21 protein-coding genes and 1 pseudogene are annotated in these 20,809 nt (G+C 34.4%); 10 read left to right on the forward strand and 12 right to left on the reverse strand.

Annotated features, from left to right (window positions below):
- Positions 1-138: pseudogene (locus tag WFN33_RS15210) on the forward strand (IS110 family transposase); the annotation flags it as partial.
- Positions 139-580: 442 nt separating this feature from the next.
- Positions 581-1,939, forward strand: coding sequence for a nucleobase:cation symporter-2 family protein (locus WFN33_RS15215; protein WP_336953861.1), 1,359 nt, complete (start codon positions 581-583; stop codon positions 1,937-1,939).
- A gap of 102 nt (positions 1,940-2,041) precedes the next feature.
- On the opposite strand, the gene WFN33_RS15220 is transcribed toward WFN33_RS15215, so the two are convergent.
- The 3 genes from WFN33_RS15220 to WFN33_RS15230 form a co-directional block, all read right to left on the reverse strand.
- Positions 2,042-3,286, reverse strand: a complete 1,245-nt coding sequence (locus WFN33_RS15220) for an alpha/beta hydrolase family protein (protein WP_336953862.1) — start codon at positions 3,284-3,286, stop codon at positions 2,042-2,044.
- Between the two features lie 147 nt (positions 3,287-3,433).
- Positions 3,434-4,312, reverse strand: a complete 879-nt coding sequence (gene ubiA, locus WFN33_RS15225; protein ID WP_336953863.1) for a 4-hydroxybenzoate octaprenyltransferase — start codon at positions 4,310-4,312, stop codon at positions 3,434-3,436.
- Positions 4,313-4,329: 17 nt separating this feature from the next.
- Positions 4,330-4,827, reverse strand: coding sequence for a chorismate--pyruvate lyase family protein (locus tag WFN33_RS15230; RefSeq protein ID WP_336953864.1), 498 nt, complete (start codon positions 4,825-4,827; stop codon positions 4,330-4,332).
- Between the two features lie 266 nt (positions 4,828-5,093).
- Here WFN33_RS15230 and WFN33_RS15235 point away from each other — a divergent pair, with 266 nt between their 5' ends.
- Positions 5,094-6,632: a DUF4139 domain-containing protein gene (locus WFN33_RS15235; RefSeq protein ID WP_336953865.1), complete on the forward strand. Its 1,539-nt coding sequence runs from the start codon at positions 5,094-5,096 to the stop codon at positions 6,630-6,632.
- A gap of 82 nt (positions 6,633-6,714) precedes the next feature.
- On the opposite strand, the gene rnk is transcribed toward WFN33_RS15235, so the two are convergent.
- From rnk to WFN33_RS15250, 3 genes are all read right to left on the reverse strand, one after another.
- Positions 6,715-7,122, reverse strand: coding sequence for a nucleoside diphosphate kinase regulator (gene rnk / locus WFN33_RS15240; protein WP_234622805.1), 408 nt, complete (start codon positions 7,120-7,122; stop codon positions 6,715-6,717).
- Between the two features lie 257 nt (positions 7,123-7,379).
- Positions 7,380-8,633 (reverse strand): serine hydroxymethyltransferase, encoded by a 1,254-nt coding sequence (gene glyA, locus WFN33_RS15245; RefSeq protein ID WP_262085493.1) that lies wholly within the window; start codon positions 8,631-8,633, stop codon positions 7,380-7,382.
- A gap of 160 nt (positions 8,634-8,793) precedes the next feature.
- Positions 8,794-10,020 (reverse strand): alpha/beta hydrolase family protein, encoded by a 1,227-nt coding sequence (locus WFN33_RS15250; protein ID WP_336953866.1) that lies wholly within the window; start codon positions 10,018-10,020, stop codon positions 8,794-8,796.
- Positions 10,021-10,651: 631 nt separating this feature from the next.
- Between WFN33_RS15250 and WFN33_RS15255 the strand changes: the two genes are divergently transcribed.
- From WFN33_RS15255 to WFN33_RS15265, 3 genes are all read left to right on the forward strand, one after another.
- The gene (locus tag WFN33_RS15255; protein WP_336953867.1) at positions 10,652-11,353 is read left to right on the forward strand and encodes a 3'-5' exonuclease; all 702 of its coding nucleotides are present in this window, start codon (positions 10,652-10,654) and stop codon (positions 11,351-11,353) included.
- Between the two features lie 85 nt (positions 11,354-11,438).
- The gene (locus WFN33_RS15260; RefSeq protein WP_336953868.1) at positions 11,439-12,125 is read left to right on the forward strand and encodes a hypothetical protein; all 687 of its coding nucleotides are present in this window, start codon (positions 11,439-11,441) and stop codon (positions 12,123-12,125) included.
- Positions 12,126-12,468: 343 nt separating this feature from the next.
- Positions 12,469-12,759, forward strand: coding sequence for a hypothetical protein (locus WFN33_RS15265; protein WP_336953869.1), 291 nt, complete (start codon positions 12,469-12,471; stop codon positions 12,757-12,759).
- Between the two features lie 85 nt (positions 12,760-12,844).
- Here the strand turns inward: WFN33_RS15265 and WFN33_RS15270 are convergent, their stop codons facing one another.
- The 3 genes from WFN33_RS15270 to WFN33_RS15280 form a co-directional block, all read right to left on the reverse strand.
- Positions 12,845-13,072, reverse strand: coding sequence for a hypothetical protein (locus tag WFN33_RS15270; RefSeq protein WP_336953870.1), 228 nt, complete (start codon positions 13,070-13,072; stop codon positions 12,845-12,847).
- Between the two features lie 1,218 nt (positions 13,073-14,290).
- Entirely contained in the window at positions 14,291-14,647 is a 357-nt protein-coding gene (locus tag WFN33_RS15275) for a roadblock/LC7 domain-containing protein (protein WP_336953871.1), read from the reverse strand.
- A gap of 740 nt (positions 14,648-15,387) precedes the next feature.
- Complete coding sequence (locus tag WFN33_RS15280; RefSeq protein ID WP_336953872.1) at positions 15,388-15,579, reverse strand: hypothetical protein; 192 nt, start codon at positions 15,577-15,579, stop codon at positions 15,388-15,390.
- A gap of 410 nt (positions 15,580-15,989) precedes the next feature.
- Here WFN33_RS15280 and WFN33_RS15285 point away from each other — a divergent pair, with 410 nt between their 5' ends.
- A complete protein-coding gene (locus WFN33_RS15285; protein WP_336953873.1) occupies positions 15,990-16,226 on the forward strand; it encodes a hypothetical protein in 237 nt (78 codons plus the stop codon).
- A 351-nt stretch (positions 16,227-16,577) separates the two neighbouring features.
- The gene (locus tag WFN33_RS15290; RefSeq protein ID WP_336953874.1) at positions 16,578-17,066 is read left to right on the forward strand and encodes a GNAT family N-acetyltransferase; all 489 of its coding nucleotides are present in this window, start codon (positions 16,578-16,580) and stop codon (positions 17,064-17,066) included.
- A 327-nt stretch (positions 17,067-17,393) separates the two neighbouring features.
- On the opposite strand, the gene WFN33_RS15295 is transcribed toward WFN33_RS15290, so the two are convergent.
- The 3 genes from WFN33_RS15295 to WFN33_RS15305 form a co-directional block, all read right to left on the reverse strand.
- A complete protein-coding gene (locus WFN33_RS15295) occupies positions 17,394-17,654 on the reverse strand; it encodes a DUF2164 domain-containing protein (RefSeq protein ID WP_336953875.1) in 261 nt (86 codons plus the stop codon).
- 415 nt (positions 17,655-18,069) lie between these two features.
- The gene (locus tag WFN33_RS15300; protein WP_336953876.1) at positions 18,070-18,294 is read right to left on the reverse strand and encodes a hypothetical protein; all 225 of its coding nucleotides are present in this window, start codon (positions 18,292-18,294) and stop codon (positions 18,070-18,072) included.
- An 89-nt stretch (positions 18,295-18,383) separates the two neighbouring features.
- A complete protein-coding gene (locus WFN33_RS15305) occupies positions 18,384-18,554 on the reverse strand; it encodes a hypothetical protein (protein WP_336953877.1) in 171 nt (56 codons plus the stop codon).
- Between the two features lie 407 nt (positions 18,555-18,961).
- Here WFN33_RS15305 and WFN33_RS15310 point away from each other — a divergent pair, with 407 nt between their 5' ends.
- Complete coding sequence (locus WFN33_RS15310) at positions 18,962-19,513, forward strand: hypothetical protein (protein WP_336953878.1); 552 nt, start codon at positions 18,962-18,964, stop codon at positions 19,511-19,513.
- Positions 19,514-19,721: 208 nt separating this feature from the next.
- On the forward strand, positions 19,722-20,768 hold the full coding sequence (locus WFN33_RS15315; RefSeq protein WP_336953879.1) for a linear amide C-N hydrolase: 1,047 nt from the start codon (positions 19,722-19,724) through the stop codon (positions 20,766-20,768).
- Positions 20,769-20,809 lie beyond the last annotated feature (41 nt).

A 20,809-nucleotide genomic window follows, 5' to 3' on the forward strand; every position in this document is an offset into this window, starting at 1 on the left:
AAAGAGTTGAGCGAACGGCTCTTAGCGAAAGGGAAAACTAAAATGGTAGCGATTGCTGCTGCTATGCGAAAGTTAATTCATCTTTGCTATGGTGTTCTTAAAAACCAACAACCTTATCAGGCAAATTATAAGGCATGAATCCTTAAATAATTTGCTTGACAGTTAAGACGGTATCTTTTCATCTGAGCAAGAACAAAGCACTGCATTGTTTGCAACGCTAGAGTGAGGCATCGCCTAGGCAAAAATATTTAAACTTTGAAACTAATGTGTGATATTGCAATCTTGTTATAATCAAACAATTTATTTTCCAATACAATTGATTTAATTAAAAATATTAATTAAGAGAATCTCTATTCTTTTGTCTAATTTGTTTGACAAGTTGACTATAAAACCAATCTAAACACGCTAAGCTTTATCCACCGTAAAATAATCGGCTTTGCACAAAGAAATAATTTAAATATCAATCTCAAACAAATAAGTTTTAGCGTTCACTAAAAGCATTTTTCTTACACTTATTGACCATTTGGCATATAAATTGCTCTTTGTAATGCATGGATGGCAAAATCATAAAGGTTTTAAGATGAATACTGAAATTAAAAAAATTCAACCTGAAGATGAAGTTTTAAGTGCAGGAAAGAACCTAACATTTGGTTTACAACATGTACTCACCATGTATGGTGGTCTGATTGCAGCACCTTTGGTTGTAGGCACGGCGATTGGTTTAAATGCAGCTGAAATTGCCTTATTAATTACGGCATCTATTCTTGTCGGTGGTTTGGCAACATTACTACAAACGCTTGGAATAAAGTGGTTTGGTGCAAAACTCCCAATTGTACAAGGCACTTCATTTGCTGCTGTCGCAAGCATGATCGCGATTGGTACAACTGGGGGCAATATCCAAACGATTTTTGGTGCTGTGATTGTCAGTTCTATTTTCGGGATATTGATTACCCCCTTTTTCTCAAAAATAGTGCGTTTCTTTCCACCGATTGTGACGGGTTCAATTATTACTATTATTGGGATTTCACTTTTACCTGTTGCAATCCGCTGGATTATGGGCGGTAATCCTAAAGCTCCCGAATGGGGCTCACTGGAAAATATTGGGATTGCGGCCTTTACCCTCGGTATACTACTTGTGGTGAGCCGCTTTGGTTCAGCTACAATGGCGCGACTAGGCGTACTCATTTCAATTATTGTTGGTGCAATTTTTACCATCCTGCTTGGTGTTGCCGACTTTTCAAAAGTGAGCGATGGTGATTTATTTGCTTTTCCACACCTATTTGCTTTTGGTCTACCCAGCTTTGAAATGTCCGCTATCTTAACCATGTGTATCGTGACCATTGTGATCCTTACTGAAACAACAGCCAGCCTATTAGCGATTGGTGAAATTGTTGATACAAAAATGGATAGTCATCGTTTGGCAGATGGTTTAAGAGCCGACATGCTATCTTCTGCGATTGCGCCATTATTTGGTTCATTTATGCAATGTGCTTTTGTTCAAAACGTGGGACTGGTTGCCATTTCAGGTGTGAAAAGTCGTTTTGTAGTAGCAACGGGTGGCGCTATTTTAGTTGTGCTGGGTTTATTACCGATTTTTGGACGCTTAATTGCTGCGATTCCGATGCCTGTTTTAGGTGGAGCAGGTATTGTTTTATTTGGTAGCGTTGCAGCAAGCGGTATTCGTACATTGTCTAAAGTGGATTATCAAACCCAATCCAATCTCATCATCGTTGCTGTGTCGATCTGTGTCGGCTTAATTCCTTTAATCAGCCCTGATTTCTTTCATGCCTTTCCCAAAGTATTTCAAACTTTATTTCATTCAGGAATAAGCGCGACGTGTATAGCAGCAGTATTACTCAATATTTTCTTTAATCACCTTTCATTTGGTAAAAAACCTGTTCGATCTTCGGTAAAAAATGTACAAACGGCCATACATTGAGATAAAAAAAGCAGAGCTTTAATAAAAGCTCTGCTTTTTTACTTACCATGCTCTATTTAACCGCCAAGAAAAGCAAATGACTGGATGCTTCTCTTAAAACCATTATTTTGTGGTTGGCATATGCTTTTTAATAAAGGCAACCAATTCAGGATTTTTTTCAACAATCGCTTGAGTATGGCTGGCATCTTTCACAGGTAAGAACGTTACATCTGTACCCATATCTTTTAAACGTTGTTGCAATCCTTCCGTCACAGGATAAGGCACTGCCATATCAGCAGTCCCCTGGATAATCATCACAGGACTATTAATTTTTTTGGTTGCAGGTTGGTTCTCAGCTAAGAATTTTTTTACTGTCGGATTTTCTTGGAAATTATCGACCAATCCAGGATAGTCTAAAACAGTTTTTCCGCCATTCTTAACAATATAATCACGGATATCATCGGCAAATTTATTATGCAATTCATCTAGACATAAGCCATTTTCACCTGTGGAACCTTCCGCAAATTCTGCAATATTTTTTGAACGATCTTTAAAAACTTCTCGATAATTAAACTTAGGCTCATAAGCGGTCACACCAACTGTGGTATAAGCAGCGTATGCCAATAATTCTGCATAAACTTCAACAGCAGTCCCTACTGGAGCTGTTCCAGCTTGTTCCTTTTGAAGAATATCTCGAATTGCTTGTGGCGCAACGACAGAAATAATATAACCCAAACTTGAGGCAGGTGCGCCTGCGACAGCACCTCTATAATTGGCATCACTATTGGAAAGCTCAGCAGTTCCTAAAGAACCATGCCCACCCTGCGATTGCCCGACAGACATCCATTGACCATTGATCTGATTACCATAGCGCTCTTTATATGCTTTCACTGCATAAATCGCTGAGTTAGCCTCACTCTTTAGATTTAAATACGGATGCATACCTGGTGTACCCAAGCCTTCATAATCTGGAGCAATAATCACATAACCTTCATTTAACAGGCTTTGCGCCATATTTTTAAATCGTGGGTTAAATTTATTTCTACTTGGGGCGCAACTATCACCAACGCCCACCGTGCCATGCTCCCAAACCACAACTTTCCAACCATCTGCAGGTCGTGTTGTTTTGGGGATGAAAACCATCGCTGTGGCTTTCTTGGTTTCACCAAGTACATTTGGCATATTATAAGTCATGACTTTGACCGATGTAGCCTCATTGATTACATCAGAATTATATGTATTTTCAGATACATAATCCTTATTTGAACCCCAATTATTCCAGTTATTATCATCATCATTACATGCAGTTAATAATAATGCTGAACCGCAAGTAATAGCTAATAGTGTCCGTTTAAATCCTACTTTCATTAAAAAGTCCTCAGTTTTTATTGTTTGAACAGCTCCCTGTTCACCACTAATTAAGCATAAAAAAAAGCATCTTGCTAGAATGCTTTTAACTAAATAGTAAAATAATAGATAAATATAGATTGTAATCTTAAATTTAAATTCAAAAAATCAAATTAATGCAATAAAAATTCCAATAAAGATGATTAAACCAACCCAACGATTGTGCCTAAATGCCCAAAAGCATAATTGTGGATCACGATCTTTAGTTTTTGACCATTGATAAATGAAATCAGCAACAACCAATAATAATGTAATCAGGCCAAACGGAATCAATATGTTTTCTAAATATAATGCCGAACCAATCAACAATACACTGGTCAATTGCAACAAAGAGATGATTTCAATATCATATTTTCCAAAAAGAATAGCTGTTGATTTGACCCCAATTTTTAAATCATATTCACGGTCTGTAATTGCATATTGAGTATCGTAAGCCACTGTCCATGCTAAATTCCCAAAATAAAGCAACCAACAGGTCCAATCTAAGGGTTTTCCCATTGCAGTAAATGACATCGGAATCCCCCAAGAAAATGCCATTCCTAACACCACTTGCGGTAAATGGGTATAACGCTTCATAAATGGATAAATAAATGCAAGCACTAATCCTGCAAGTGCGCAATAAAAAGTCGCAATCGGTAAGAAGAATAATGTACAGGCACTCGCTGCAACCAAGCCAATAAAGACCCAAATCGCTTCTTCAGCAGAGATGACTCCAGTTGCGAGTGGACGATGTTTAGTCCGCTCTACATGGGCATCTACTTTACGATCAGCAAAATCATTGATTGCACAACCCGCAGCACGCATAAAGATGGTTCCTAAGACCATTGCAACCAGCGTTACAATATCTGGAATTCCATCTGCAGCAATCCATAATGCCCACATGGTGGGCCACAAAACCAATTCTGTTCCAACGGGTTTATCAAAGCGACATAGATAATAATAAGCTTCTAACCGTTGTCGCCAAGTGGTTTGTTGCGCTATCGACATGACAGTCCTTAAATACTCTATTTTGAAATATTCTGTTGATGTAAAAATTGCTCAAAAGCAGGTAAAAAAGTTTCTTGAACAATAAATTTACAACCATGCCAAGTATAACAACTTTGCCGCGTCCAACCTTCTTCTAATTTTAAAACACGGCGTTCACATAACGGATTGGTACGTTGAAATAAATATTTTCCAATTGGCTGCGTTCGGATGTGCTTAAACAAACGTGCTTTGCCATGGATACTTAAAATGGGAAATATACTTTTTGCCTTGACCCAAGGTTGTTCATCACAACCAAATAAATAACTTTCACGCACCCAGGAGGTGTGTTGATGCGACATTAGCATCCATTGACTATCTAACAAGGTCATTCTTTGATAATGCTCATGAATCGGTTGAACTTTAAATCGCCCACCTGCTGCCTCAGTCAATTGTTGAGTCAGCGAACCTTGTGCATACAACCATGCTTTTAATTCAGGAGGAAATTTCTTATCCCGTATTGTGCATGATTGTTTCAATGTTCAGCCCTTCAATTTTTGGATGACTCAGTGTAACTTAATTTTTTTAATTTGTTTGACTTGATCTTGCAATTATTCAAAACTAGCTGAAAAATCCATCAAGTTAAATATAAATAAGCTTTCTCTTAGGTCTAAAATTTAGCCAATCCTCAATACTCAATTACGTTCAAGCATCCTTAAATGCTTATATCACTATTTTGATTTGTATGACTTTCTGCTACATTTTAGCTTTAAAATTAATCGAATGTATTTTAGGGCCCCTCATAATGAATATAAAAACAGCACTCCAACTCACTATTTTATGCGCTCCTTCAACATATTGTTTTGCGCTTAACTTATCCAACGCCCCCATTCAACAAGTCACCCTGTATCCCACACTGGCAAAAATCGAACGAAGCTTTCCAGTACAAGCAGGAGAACAACTCATTACACTAAATGGGCTTGCAGCAAACTTCAATATAGACCAATTGCAATATCAAAGTAGCAATATTGAAGTCAATGCTGTGTCTCATACAGATAGTGCAATTGATAAACCTGCAGGAAATGAATCTGCTCAATTACGTCATCACATTGAAAGCATAAAAAAACAGATTTCTGAACAAAACTCGATTATTCAAGCTGCTGAATTACAAAATAAGTTCTTAGAAAATGTCATTAAAGGTTCCGCGCCAAAAGTCCGTAAACAGGCTTACGAGGCTTTTATTGCCATTGACCAAGCCAAGGCCGAGAAAGAAAAATTACAACAACGCTTACAAGAGCTTGAACAGGATCTAAATGCCATTGGAGATAGTGAGTTTAATCAGCGAACACTAAAATTTTATGTCAATGCCCCACAACGGGGTGAAATTAAAATTAGCTATATGGTTCCTTATGCACGCTGGCAGCCGATCTATAAAGCTGAGTTAAACACCCAAACCAAGCAAATCAAGCTGACACGTATGGCAATGATTGCTCAAAAAACTGGTGAAGACTGGAACAATGTTAAATTGGCATTATCCACAGCAACCCCACAAAACTATATTCAACAAGTTCAACCCCAACAATGGTGGGTAAACTATTATGAACCAGAACCAGTACGACCAATTTATCCAGCACCCGCACCTATTGCAATGGCTGAAATGAGTTATGATAGAAAGTCCACTGCCGCAGTAAAAAAATCGCCCCCTCAATTTCCACAGTTTCAAACGGCTGATTTAAATTTTAGTACTGAATTTCGTTCAGAAACCAAAGCATCCATTCCAAGCAGCCAACAACAAATCTATTTACCTTTAAGTACGGAACAATATGCGGCTAAACTTTCAGTTTGGGCGATTCCAAAACAGAGTACTCAAGCCACAATTAATGCTGAAATTTCAAAACTTGATCAAAATTGGCCTTCTGGAATTGTAAAACTATATCGTGATGGCGACTATATTGGGCAAAGAGCTTGGAGCAATAGCGCAGATGAAGCACTTCAAATGAGCTTTGGTACAGATGATCAAATTCAAGTTAAAGTCACTGATTTAACCGACAAAAAAAATCCAGTCAAAGGTACTCAATCTGAAACCATACGAAAACAGCAATATTCAGTACAGAACCTGCATAACTATCCAATTCAGGTTACGATTTTTGAACCTGAACCACAAAGCCAGAACGGTAAACTCAGCACTCAATCGACCTATAATATTCCACCGACTGCAACACAATGGAATGGACAACCCAATATCAACCAATGGCAAATTGATTTAAATCCGAAACAGATTTATAAATTAGATATTCAACATCAATTTAAATATCCAAGCAAAGGGAGAACTTCAGGGTTTTAACTTTCGGTTTTTATACAAAATTTAGCCCAGTGATTACTGGGCTTTAATTTGGTCACGTAAATATCATTAATTTTGACATTTATTAGAGATAATCGCCTTCTCTTTCTGGCTGATACAATATTTTTTCAATTTTTACTTTCATCAAATGACCATCTGGCTGTGGCCATTCAATTTCCTGCCCTTCTGCCAATCCAAGAATTGCAGTACCTACAGGTGCAACAACATTGACCTGCCCTGTCTCACCACGAAAATCATGTGGATAAACCAAAGTAATTTCGGTTGCTTCCGTCGATGGTGCAATGGTGATTAAGACTTTTGCATTCATGGTTACTACATTTGGAGGCATATCTTGAGGCGCAACCACATCTGCTCGCGCCAATTCCTCTTCTAAATGTTGCATCGTCACAGTCAACTTCGACTGATGTTCCAACATCGTTTCTAAGCGATGTAAATCTTGTTCTGAAATAATAATATTTGGTTTACTAGCCATGTGCCTAATTCCTTCGATCTTTCACATCATTTGGGTATAGCAGCGATGTTTATAATGGGTCTGTTGACATTTTATAAATAAATTAAGCCACAAGCCGTAAACTACAGCATGCAACCTATATGTCGGAAACATGAAACGAAGTATCAATAAACTCCCATAATCTACTTCTTTTATAACAGATATTTACTTCGATGTTTAAGCTTATTGAACAACCATAAAAAAAGCCCCCTTGAGAGGAGGCCTTCTCAAGTTAATGCTTATTTAGCATAAACGGGGAATTTTGCACAAACCGTTTCAACTTTTGCTTTAACCGCATTGATCACAGCTTCATCACCTTTTGCATCGAGGATATCCGCAATCCAACCCGCCAAGTCGCGAACTTCCGCTTCACCAAAACCACGTGTTGTTACTGCTGGCGTACCGATACGGATACCTGAAGTAACAAATGGAGAACGTGGATCATTTGGTACAGCATTTTTGTTTACAGTAATATGAGCAGCGCCTAACCAAGCATCAGCATCTTTACCTGTCACATCTTGCTTAATTAAAGACAACAAGAATAAATGGTTTTCTGTACCACCAGATACAACATCATAACCACGTGAAATCAATACTTCAGCCATTGCTTTAGCATTTACAACCACTTGTTTTTGATATTCTTTGTATTCAGGCATCATTGCTTCTTTAAAGCAAATTGCTTTTGCTGCTATAGCATGAACCAATGGACCACCTTGGTTACCAGGGAATACAGCAGATTGAAGTTTTTTCTCAATTTCTTCGTTTGCTTTTGCAAGGATTAAACCAGAACGAGGGCCACGCAAAGTTTTATGCGTAGTCGTCGTTGTTACATCAGCAATTTGCACTGGGCTTGGATACACACCTGCTGCAACTAGACCAGCAACGTGAGCCATATCTACAAATAAATATGCACCAACTTTATCCGCAATTTCGCGGAAACGTTGCCAATCTACAATTTGGCTATATGCAGAGAAACCCGCAACAATCATACGAGGTTTATGCTCTACTGCTAAACGTTCAACTTCTTCGTAATCAATTTCACCCGTTTCTGTATTTAAACCATATTGAACAGCATTATATGATTTACCAGAGAAGTTGACTTTAGCACCATGGGTCAAATGACCACCATGTGCCAAGCTCATACCTAAAACAGTATCACCTGGGTTGAGTAAAGCAAGATAAACTGCTGAGTTTGCTTGAGAACCTGCGTGTGGCTGAACATTTGCATAGTCAGCACCAAATAATGCTTTAGCACGATCGATCGCCAATTGTTCGATCACATCAACATATTCACAACCGCCATAATAGCGCTTGCCAGGATAACCTTCCGCATATTTGTTAGTGAGTTTTGACCCTTGTGCTTCCATAACAGCTGGTGAGCAATAGTTTTCAGATGCGATTAACTCAATATGAGCTTCTTGACGGGCATCTTCTTGAGTGATTGCTTGAGCAATTTCTGGATCAAATTCAGAAATAGAGATATTGGCGAACATTAGCGAGGTCCTATGAATTAGGGCTTTTAAGCCGTGCTAAGATTGCGCGTATTGTAGCATGAAGTTTGTAATTAAACAGAATGAAGTTTACTCCGTTTTAAATAAAAATGGCTCATGTTGAAAACATAAGCCATTTGCTAAAACCTACAATTTAAAATAGTTATTGTGCTGCAAACATTCCTTTTACATCAGCCACAATATTATCGATATTTAAGGCATAAGCTGTACTATGATCCCAAGCAGGATTGGTAATATAATTCACAGGTGTTGCCAGTGCTTTAGCTGTACCATATAAGGTATCTGTTGCCGCTTGAGGTACAGTGGTATCGGCTCCACCTTGGTAGATAATTACAGGCGTTTTAACTTGAACTTGTAAAGGTTGAGAATCTTTATTCAAGAAAGTTTGAACCACAGGTAGGGACATAAATGTATCTGTTTTTCTTGGATAATTTTTCAATGATCCATTGATTGCAACATACTGTCCCATTGCTCCCCCGAACTTATCGCCTATTTGAGAAGAACAAACAGATTCTGCTTGTTTAGCAATCGCATCAGTCGGCACTTTAAAGACTTGGCTATAGTCTAAAGTTGGGTTTGCATTACGTAAGCCTGCCGCGATCAGAGCGGTAAACGTATCTAAAGATGCATAAACTGGAATCTGTTTATCAGGCGTTGCATTTGCCACGCTAGATTCTCCAGCATTTAGGATCAAATTCAGTTGTGACGCAGGTGCGACAGCAACCGTACCTTTATAATCTAAGCTTGCACGATCTGCGTATTGTGCAGCCCCCAAAGCAGCTTGACCACCTTGCGAGTGTCCAACAGTCACCCATTGTTTCGAAGCTTTATTGCCTAACCAATTTCGTGTTGCAACCACAGCATCTGTAATTGAATAAGCTTCACTTTTTACATTTAAGAATGGATGAAGTTCAGTTCCACTTGGCTCCCCTAAACCTTCATAGTCTGGTGCAACAACCACATAGCCTTCCGCAAGGAATTTAGAAATCATTCCTTTAATATAAACATTTGTCTCATTACGGCTTGGCGCACATATATCAGCGACACCGGTTGTACCATGCGCCCAAACCACAATTGGCCAACCTGAAGCTGGTGGCGCAGTTTTAGGAGTAAATACCAATGACGTTGCTTGTACTTCTGTGCCCTTCACTCCCTTCATCTTATACGTCATCACCACACTATCTGCAGCAACAGCAGTAAAATCAGTCTTGCTATATGCTGTAGGTGTGCCAACAACAGGATTTGTAATGTTATTTACATCAGTATTTGACGGCGATTCATATGAACCTCCCCCACTACCACCATTCTTACATGCTGTTAAAACCAGTCCAGAACTTAAAATTAAAACCGTTAATAATTTTTTTTTCATGTGAGTTATCCTTAAAACACAATTTTTTAAAATTAATTTATACGAGCTTAAGCGTATAATTATTTTATCAATACGTCAAAAAAAAATGTTAAGCAAGTTTTTTAATCCCGATTTTAAACATTGATTCAATATCATAAAGACCTGTAGCTCTTCAGCACTTAAATAAAGCCAAACAACTTTCTTATCAATTAATGTAAATACTACAGTTGGGAAGTGTTACATGACACACAAAAACTAAAACATAAAATAGAATACAACTTTGATTTCCCCCTAATTATTTGTATTTTTCACCTTATTCCCATAGCCCCCCTTGATAGATAAAAAAATGATCATGTTGGGTGAAGACTTTTGGTATTGAAAATTTCTTCTCATTTTAAGAGAAAGCTAGGATGAGGGGATTTTTATATTGATTTATAGTTTTAAAAAAGCTTTATCAAAGAAGCCTAATGCATTTAAGACAATTAAATTTGAATATTTTTCCGACTGCATGTATTTAAAAACCATAATTGAATAGGATTTAAGCAAAATCCAATGTTGATCTCGAATTTATATGACTTTAAATTGTATTTAGGGCCTAAAAAAGCTAGTTTAAGGAAGCTTTCCATTTATATATTGGTTGAGGAACAAAGGCATGCAAGCAATCATTTTAGATACTGAGACTCATACACTCAATGGCTTACCCATTGAAATTGCTTATGCGCCGATTCAAATTCAAGAAGGGAAATTGAGTCTAGATCGTGAACAAATGTTCGATCAGCTTTACAGTATTGGAAATGAAAAGATTTCTTTCGGCTCAATGGCTGTTCATCATATATTAGAATCAGATCTTACGAATCAACCAAATTTTTCCTGTTTTGAACTTCCTCAACAAACCCTTTACATCATTGGGCACAATATTGACTATGATATTCGCGCAATCCAACAATGTGGCGTAGATACAGCTCATATCAAAGCCATTTGTACACTTGCGCTTGCTCGTCTTGTTTGGCCTGATGCTGAAGCACACAATATATCAGCACTGATCTATATGATAAGTAAAGGCAGCGAAAAAGCACGTGAAATGTTAAAAGGTGCGCATCGTGCTGATGCAGATATTATTTTAACTGCAAACATCCTTATGCATATTATTTATCAATTGAAAATTCAAACAATTGAAGAATTATATGAAGCTTCAGAAGATGCACGTATCCCACGTAGTATTAACTTTGGAAAGCACCGTGGTACCGCTATTTCAGAATTACCTAAAGACTATGTACAATGGTTACTTCGTCAAGATGAGCTTGATCCATATTTACGCAAGGCTTTAGAGAATGCAAACATAGTCACACTTTAAGCTTGTGATTTGTAACAAGAAAGTCATATTAGTGTAATTGTCATTCTTTATTCTAGGGTCAATTTATTGGGGAATAATTTGACTCATGGATCACTATTTTAAAACTGACTTGGGAATTCAGGCATTAAAAAACCGCTCATTTCAACTCACTGCTCGCCAAAGACAGTTACTACTTCTGATTGGCACTGATGATTTTAAAATTTTAAAGAGTCCACTCAAACAAAGACTCGCAACACCAGAACTTATTCAGCAACTTGAAGAGTTAGGTTTAATTTTTCAGAATCATGCTGATCATTCATCTGAAATGAAGACAAAAATAACGCCTGAATCATTCAAGATAGAACACTTACATCATTTAAATCAATGCACTAACCTTACTCCCCTACCTTTCCCAAAAGAAGTTGATAAATTAAAAAGTATTATCACTCAAAATCTGAATGAAAATACAAAATCAGCAGATTCACATACCACTACGCATGCTACCAACACAGTAATATCTGAAGAAGAAACACATGTTGAATCTACATCTGAGCTCATTTATATAAATTTTGATGACATCAAGCAAAAAATGTCTACCCTTCTACAAACTCATTGTGGACTGATGACAAAACAGTTGGTAATACAAATACAACAGGCCAAATCCATTCGAGATATTAAATTTTGCCAAATGCAGTGGATTACCGCGCTTCAAGAAAGTCGAATTTCGCCACATGAATTAAACCTAACTATGCAACAGATCAATTATTCCTTACAACACCTACAATCATCTTAAAGCAATCATAAATATTGATTTCAATTTTACCCCTTAGAATGACAAATTTAGTGCTTTTAGCGTCATTCTAAGTCTTTTATCCAGTTTGGTATTTGGTTTTTTATATTGCGCTAATGATACCCAAAATAAGCTAGAGACAATGACAAATTTTAATAAATTAAAGAGTATGCTCAGTTTAGTAAGCATGGGGATATTATTTCAAATCAGCTCAACTAGAAATTTTTTTGTTATGATTTTAAACAACTTCCAAAGATTCATATCTATTTACAAAATCAAATTGTCTGTTTTACAAGCATTCTGTAGAATCAAAAGCCAACCTATTATTTAAAATAATTAGACAATTATGACGCAATATCTTACAAAATCGACAAATCAAACAGCTTTAGAACTTTCAAATTTTTATCCAACTTTTGAACAATGTTTAACGGCTGTATCCAATATTAAATATCAAAAAGATCTACGCATCAAAAATGATCCTATTTCTTCTCAACATATATTGGTCGAAAGCTATTATCTTGGGACGCTTAAAGATAAGTTAAAAATTGAAAAAAATGCAATTCAACATGCCAACCAAAATCGTTTGGCTTTGTATCACCTTGTTGCTGTGGTACTTAATCATTTTAAAACTGCTTAATTAATTTTATCCGACTATTAAAAACGATGACAAATAAAAACGTGTTAAGCTTTCAGCCAACACGTTTTTTAATTCATGGTCAAAATTAACTCACTTGTTCAATAATACGATATATGCTGTCACTTTCCTTGCTTTCAAAAAGCAATTCAATACTGGGTAGTATTTTTTCACCATCCACAATGATGTGATCAATTTTTTGGAACAAAGATAAATTTTCTGTGTCTTCATGCTCTTGTAGCTTGTTTAACCAAGCCATTGCATTCAGCTCATTGCTATATTGATCCTTGACCCTTACTGTAATCATTTCAGTCATTTTTGTGTCCTCTTTTTTATATACTGTTTTCTTATACCATGACATCACGCAATAATTATTTTGAAGTTGTTAGATTTTATGGCAATGTTAAAAAATAGCTACATTATAGTTTTTTATATTTATAAATCAATGAATTACTTTAAATACTTTGTGTAAATACAACCAAATTCAATTATTTCATGACATTTCAAAAAGAAAAGCCCGCATTTCTGCGAGCTTTTTATGTTGGAAAGCTAGTGCTTATTTTTTATTTGAACTGGAGTCACAAATTCAATAAGCCGTCATTGATCTGTCCAACTACTTCGTAGCGTCTTAGCGACCTACTGTAGTTTTAATATAGTCAGATGCATTTAGATCTGCAAGATGTAGCAACATTATTGAACGATATGACAGCAATTATTAAATTGAATATTTTTTTTATGAGTAGATAATAGGAAAGTTTGATTGATTATATCTATTGCGCGTTCAAACATGAAAAATCTAAATTACAATATTTCGTTAAAAAGGGTCTTATAAATTTGACCTACTAAATCGTCTATTCTGTTGATATTTTATCGATAATATTCTCTCTCATAAATCATTAAAAGCATCTATTTATAGCAGATTTCGTATATGGATTCTTATACTTAACAGCTATAGGATTTTTACAATGACTTCCCCCTCCACGTGATCTACACACTTTTTCTAAGCTTCCCTGCTGGTGCTATAATTCAATTAACTTTTTCAACATGTGGGATACTGTCTAGGCTGTGTGTACTTTAAATTTTCAGTTATCTGAATACCAAAACCTTCCCTTTCAATGTGATCATTCTTTGAAAAGGAAATTCAGCTTTTCTGAGTAATCTGATTAAAATGCTAAGTCCTAATGCAATAAGCATAACAAATATGATTAAAGCCTTATAATCGAGGATGTTCTTGATCATACGTGATCAAAATTTATCAAACATGACGTTGCTCATTCTAGCTGCAACTTTATGGTTAAAGATATTTTTTTATATTTGTAAATGATATTTTTATTTTCTAAAAACTTGAGAATTAAAATAGCCTCTCAACTCATCAAAATACTTTAAAAAAACATTGAGACTAATTAATTTTCATTTTTTAATAAAACTTTAATATTTAAACAATACTTTTACTATTAATTATTATCAATTTTTCAATTTAAATATCGTCACAAGGCTATCACGACAATATTGAAGCAATAGCCAAGTCTATATTTTAAGCGAAATCTAATTCTTTTTCAAAAATTCTAAGTTCATGTCGCGCCATAGCTAAATTAGATTTTTGGCGATCTAATACTAAATATAAAAATAGACTACTGTTTCTATCAAGTGGTCTCAATAAGTGATACTGCTTTCCTAATGTAATTAAAATATCATCAATCGTGTCGCGTAAATTTAAAGCTTCTGCTGTTTTCATTTTAGCTCTTAAAACTTCAGTATTTCCAGCAGCGGCAAGTTCCAAATCAATTCCTGTTCCATGTGCTGCTAAAGATAAACCACTTGTACTATCTACAAGCGCTGCTGCTGTGAATCCGTCAATTTCTGTTAAAGCTGTTAAGTCAATTTTAGCCATTTATATGTGCCTTTTATTAAAAAGAGATAATATGAGCCACTTCTAAAGCACCCTCATGTTTAAAAAATACCACAAAATTATAATAAAATATTATTTTATTATAATAATTTGTAACTTTTTTTAATATAAACAAATAATTACCTCTATATTACTTCACAAGTGAAATATTTAACTCAACACAAAAATTTATTAATATGAATTTATATTCAATAAAAACAATGAATAGAAATATAAATAAATACTTATTTATAGATCAATTTAAAACACCATAATTTAAAAACAATAAAACCCTTCAAATACAATGATTTGAAAATTAAATAAAATAAAAAATCAATGTTCCATAGACAATATATTTCCATATATACACTACTTATCAATATATTTATTATATTATTTTTCACCAATATACTAGACATGCCTTAAGATGAGCATTATCCTAAAATTAAGAATAAAATTCTTAAAATATGGACTATACACAGTATTTAATTGTAAAAATAATTAAGAACAAAAAGCTCTACAATTTTCTATCAACCGTAGTTTTTTATAATTTACAAGAAAGGATGTTAATTACATGAGGGCTTGTTGATTTATTTAAAAAGTTATTAAGGTCAAAGCAACTATTAATTTTTGACAATGCTTTTGGCTATAAAGGAAAATCAATAGAACAGCAGAGTTTACTTACCCAAAACCCTATCAGGCTTTTGAATGCTTTTAAGCCTTGAATATTAGCTCATTTTTTATTAAGCCATTAACCAAATTTTATAAAATTCCTGAATATCTGACTCAAAAAACTCATCACAATCACTGTCATATACAAATGTTTTTTGTTCTAATAAATATTCAGCTTGATGTTCAATCAAATACTTTTTTAAAAAGTTTTTAAATTCATTGGCACGCTCAGGAAAAATATGCTCCCCATCATAAAAAATCATCACAATTACCTGTATAAAGCCGTAAAACACAGATACAGATTATACAAAAACGCATATAATTTCAAATTAAATTTAAATACCATGACATAAATCACATTAATTTTATAGTTTTTATTGTTCAATTTTCTTCAGATGACTGAACTAAATTTATAATTTTTTAAACTAAGATATTGTTTAAATTATTTTTTCTCTTGATTCAAATATTGAGTTGATAATTTAAGGTGAATACTTTTCAAGTATAAAAGAATGGAAAGAACTAAATATCCAATACAAAAAACTCAAAATATTCCAATAATTATTATTTTACTGACTAGTTTTAGCTATCAATTGAGTAGCGTTGATTTTAGCGATATTAAAAAGATGAAACAAGTGTATGGTGATTAAAATACAAACCAGTTGAAAAAGCTAACATGAAATTTGAAATAACAACCGAAGTTTTGATCCATGCACCCATTGATATTTTTTGGAAAACTCTTACAAATTTTGAAGATTATAAGAATTGGAATCCATTTATCCTAAACGTGTCTGGAGCGTTTCAAAAAGCTGGCAAGATCAAGCTAAGCATACAAAATAATGCAATAAACAAAATGTCTTTCAATATGATTGTGTTAGAAAAACAAGAAAACACAGAGGTCAGCTGGTGTTGAAATGTAGTCGTTAAAGGAGTATTTAATGTAGAACATAAATTTAGATTACAACAAATAAGCACGAATCAAACAAGGTTAATTCATAGTGAAGCCTTAAGTGGAGTTTTGTTAAAACCTTTCTTAAAGAACTTATAGACTAAAACCAAGCCGAATTTTGAACGAATCAATCATGCAATTAAAGTAAAATTAGACAAACCATAGCACAAATCATTTAGAAAATTGACTTTAATCAGTAAAATATTAGCCCTTAATCGCATTATGCTTTGTATTATTTAAAATACGCCCCATCTAGCATTAAACTATAAAATCAATCGAAGGAATCCAAACAATTGGTATTTAAGGAGGATCATAGTGGAGATCAAGTTTGACCATTTAAGTACTGTCAGTAAGACCGAGATTATTGAATTAAACACAAATGATCGCGTCCTCAAACAAATGCCTTTAGCCAAAGGGACGATTTTTAATGAAGATCAATGTATTGCGTGGGTCAATGATAAAGAAAATCAGTGGACACAATACGGCTATGGCCCATGGGCATTTATTGTTGATGGCAAATTTGCAGGTTGGGGAGGATTACAATATGAGCATGGAGATGCTGACTTAGCTTTAGTTTTGCATCCTAATTATTGGGGAATTGGCAAACAAATTTTTGATAAAATAATAAATAAAGCATTTAACGAAATGGGTTTTGAATCAATCACAATTTTATTACCGCCAACACGGAAAAATTTAAAAGGGATCTACTCACTTGGATTTAAATTGGATGGTGAAGTCACCCTAAGCAATGAACATTTTATCAGGTATCGTCTATATAAAATGCCTGTCGTAAAAGTCGAGTAAGTATGATTCAAAAAAGTCTTCTGCGTGGTCATCTTACTGAGTTAAGCAAAATAACTGGATAAATATTCGAAATTCTCATCTTGCTTAGTTTCAACTATAGCTCCTCAATTTGAAAAAAATGAAGCGTGCTTGAACTAAAGTAATAGTAAGCAATGACGTACTTACTTGTTTAAAAAGTGTGGCCGTTTTAGTCCATGCTCACTGGTCAGCAATTCTCTACTTTAAGCGTTCTAAAAAATTCTCAGTATGAATTGTCATTAAACACTCACTTTACCCTGTCTTATAACACTAAGCTTTCAAAGTATGATTTTTAAGACCTTACGTATTTTACTTTATTGCCTTTTCTTTAGATAATAAAAATAGGTCTTCATTGAGATGAGCAAATCTTTCTGCCAACCATTCATGGGTATCATTGAGTGCTTGATTGTAAAAGTGATGACCAAATTCTTCTACGATGAAATCAAACAAAAACTGCGCTGGAAAATTTCCTAGATCCAAGTCTAGTTCCTTTAATACATACTTTTTCAACGAATAGATTAATTGTTCACGCGTAAAATCATCAAATGTAATTATTTGCTTTTTAGCCATAGTCTTTGATTCTGAAAATAATGAGAACACATTACAATACTAATTCAGTTTTTATTCAATCTCATCGCGTCTTAAAATGACGTACATCTTGATTTTTCATATTTGTAAAGAGCCTCAATAGACCTATATAACCAGATTAAAAAATTTATACACTCAACTCTAAATAAGTGACGCCACAGTAAGCCTATTTTTAATTATCTTATTAGATAATAAACAAGAAAAGATATTCATTGATCCTAGACAAAATAAAATTGGGCTAGACATCATAAAACTTAATAATTGCTAGTTTTTAAACAGCTGATCATACTCCGCCTATTGAACATAAAACTGAAAATTCTCTTTTTATAAAAAATACTTCCCTTCAACAAATATAGCAAGTCTAACATTTATATTCACTATATATCACGAAATATGATTAGAGTGTTCTCTGTTGAAAGGCTGGATCTTCTTCTACAAAAAAAACCTCATCAGTGCCAATTAAAGTCCACTGATAGGTTCCAAATATTCTGATTAATTCCTGATTGAAAGAATTGAATAGCCTAACTAAATTAAATGACTCATCATATTCACCTATATATTGTATAACTGGAAACTGTTGAAATTCTGCATACATTTTATGTACCGTTACTTTCTTAATCATTACTTTAACTCCTTAATAAATTGAAAGAAGTTTCATCCTTACAATTTATTCTTCACGCATTGAAACACCTAGTGCTATTTTTTTTGCACTCATCTTTCTTCAACTTTCTTTTGCTGTAGTTGAAGTGAATTAGCATGATTAGCGTCAGGTTGCTTATTCTGATCCTTATTTGACTGTTGCTGTGGCGCTTGAGATTGATGACCATTAGCATCAGGTTGTTTACCCTGATTGCTACTCACTTGCTTGTTAAATTTTGACATAGTGATATCTCTTTTTTACCATTCATATTAATGGTACATTTAACATGCACCTTTATGAACTGAATAGATAGTAGCGACATGTATCAAGGTATATTTAAAAATTAATATCATTGGTTTATATTTATTATTACAATAAAAATTCATAAATATTGTTTAGACAATGTCCATTAAAAATGTGCCCCTAAAATAAATACTTTAGAAACAGATGTAGAATCCATTACTTATTTAAAAATCTGAATTCTAAGATAAACTTAATATTTTTAGTATTAGCCACTAAATTTATATTTCATTATATGCATAGATGACCATAACATAAATACAATAATTAATATTTTTAATAAATTAATGTAGAAAATCTTAAATAAAATAATTTCATCAACATTATGATATAAAAATTTTGAAATTAAATGATATTTAATAATTATTTATATATGATATTTGGTATTATTTTAAATAAAATAGTCTATGCTGAAAGCTTCATAGACTCCTTTGATAGTCATGAAAAGTCAAATCTTAACTTATACACCTTTGCCGCAGATGTGGATGAGCCAATCAAAAAAGAGGAAATTAAATATAATATTGATCAACGTTTCAAAGAAATAGTAAAAGAGCTAGACCATTCATTTATGGCACATGCCGAACTAATTAAGGGAAAATGGGGGATTTATGCTAACCAACAAATTATAAAACCGTCTCAAGAAAAACAAACAAGATACTTACCGATCTCTATAAATAATCAATTAGATCAGGGCAGTTCTGGAACTTACTATCGAGCACACATATCACCTGCCTTTAGCTTCAAAAATCTACCAAAGCCGATTATAGAACCTAAAATTGGAATGCATTGCACCAAACCCAAAGCTAGTACTTTAAATCAATCTACAGACATAGGTAGCGTATGGAATGGTTTTTTAGAGGTTCTCGCTTTAAATACAATTTTGATTCACCTTGGAATTTAGCTTCAAAAATGACCTTGAGGGGAGAAAAACGATTTCTGCCTATGTATATACAGGATATCGAATTTCTATTTTTGAATCGAAATCTAAATTTAACAACTGACTACAGTTATTTTGAACAAAATTATAAATGCAATAACTTCCATTGGGATATTCGACAACAAGCCCCTGTCTTGGACATTAATTTGCCGTTTTTTAAGAGGAAATGATGATGAATAATGCTTTGAAAAAGATATTACTTGCCGCGGGAATTCTCGTCGCAGCAGAAGTTACCACTGCTTGTACACGTGTCGTATATTTAGGTGACAATGAAGTGATTACAGCACGTTCTATGGATTGGAAACAAGACGTAGGGACAGATTTATGGATTTTACCAAGTAATGTCAAACGTACAGGCTTAGCTGGTCCGAATTCTATTCAATGGACGGCTAAATATGGTAGCGTCGTTGCAACAGGTTATGATGTTGCCACAACAGATGGCATGAATGAAAAAGGTTTAGTGGCTAACTTACTTTGGTTAGTAGAATCTGATTATCCAGATACTAAGAAGAATAGCAAACCACCTCTGAGTATTTCTCTATGGGCTCAATATGTCTTAGACAACTATGCAACTGTAGACGAAGCAGTACATGCTTTAGAAAAGGAACCTTTTATAGTTGTTACAGATACTGTGCCAGGTGATACACGTTTAACGACTCTACATCTTTCTATATCGGATGCAACGGGTGATAGTGCAATTATTGAGTATATTGGCGGTAAACAAGTGATTCATCATAGCCGTAAATATCAAGTAATGACCAATTCCCCAACCTTTGATCAACAATTAGCGCTCAATAGCTATTGGCAGCAAATTGGCGGAACAATCATGTTACCCGGAACCAATCGTGCTTCAGATCGCTTTGCAAGAGCTTCATTTTATATCAATGCAATACCTAAAAAAGCGTCATCAGAACATTCTATCGCAAGTGTGTTTGGTGTGATCAGAAATGTCTCTGTTCCATTTGGATTAAATACCGCAGAAGAACCAAATATTTCTTCTACGCGTTGGCGTACTGTCGCTGACCATAAGAGAAATCTTTACTTTTTTGAATCTGCTGTATCACCAAATATTTTTTGGGTAGACTTAAAAGAGATTAACTTCAAAGATGGGCAAACCAAAAAACTGGCTTTAGGTAAAGACCAAGCAATAACCTATTCTGGAAAATCAAACTCTTATTTTAAAAGCTCAAAACCATTCCAGTTTTTAGGAATAAATTAACTTTAAGCAAAAGATAAATGCCTTTTATAAGTATTAATTTA

Source organism: Acinetobacter sp. AS167 (assembly GCF_037152175.1).
Classification (GTDB): Bacteria; Pseudomonadota; Gammaproteobacteria; order Pseudomonadales; family Moraxellaceae; genus Acinetobacter.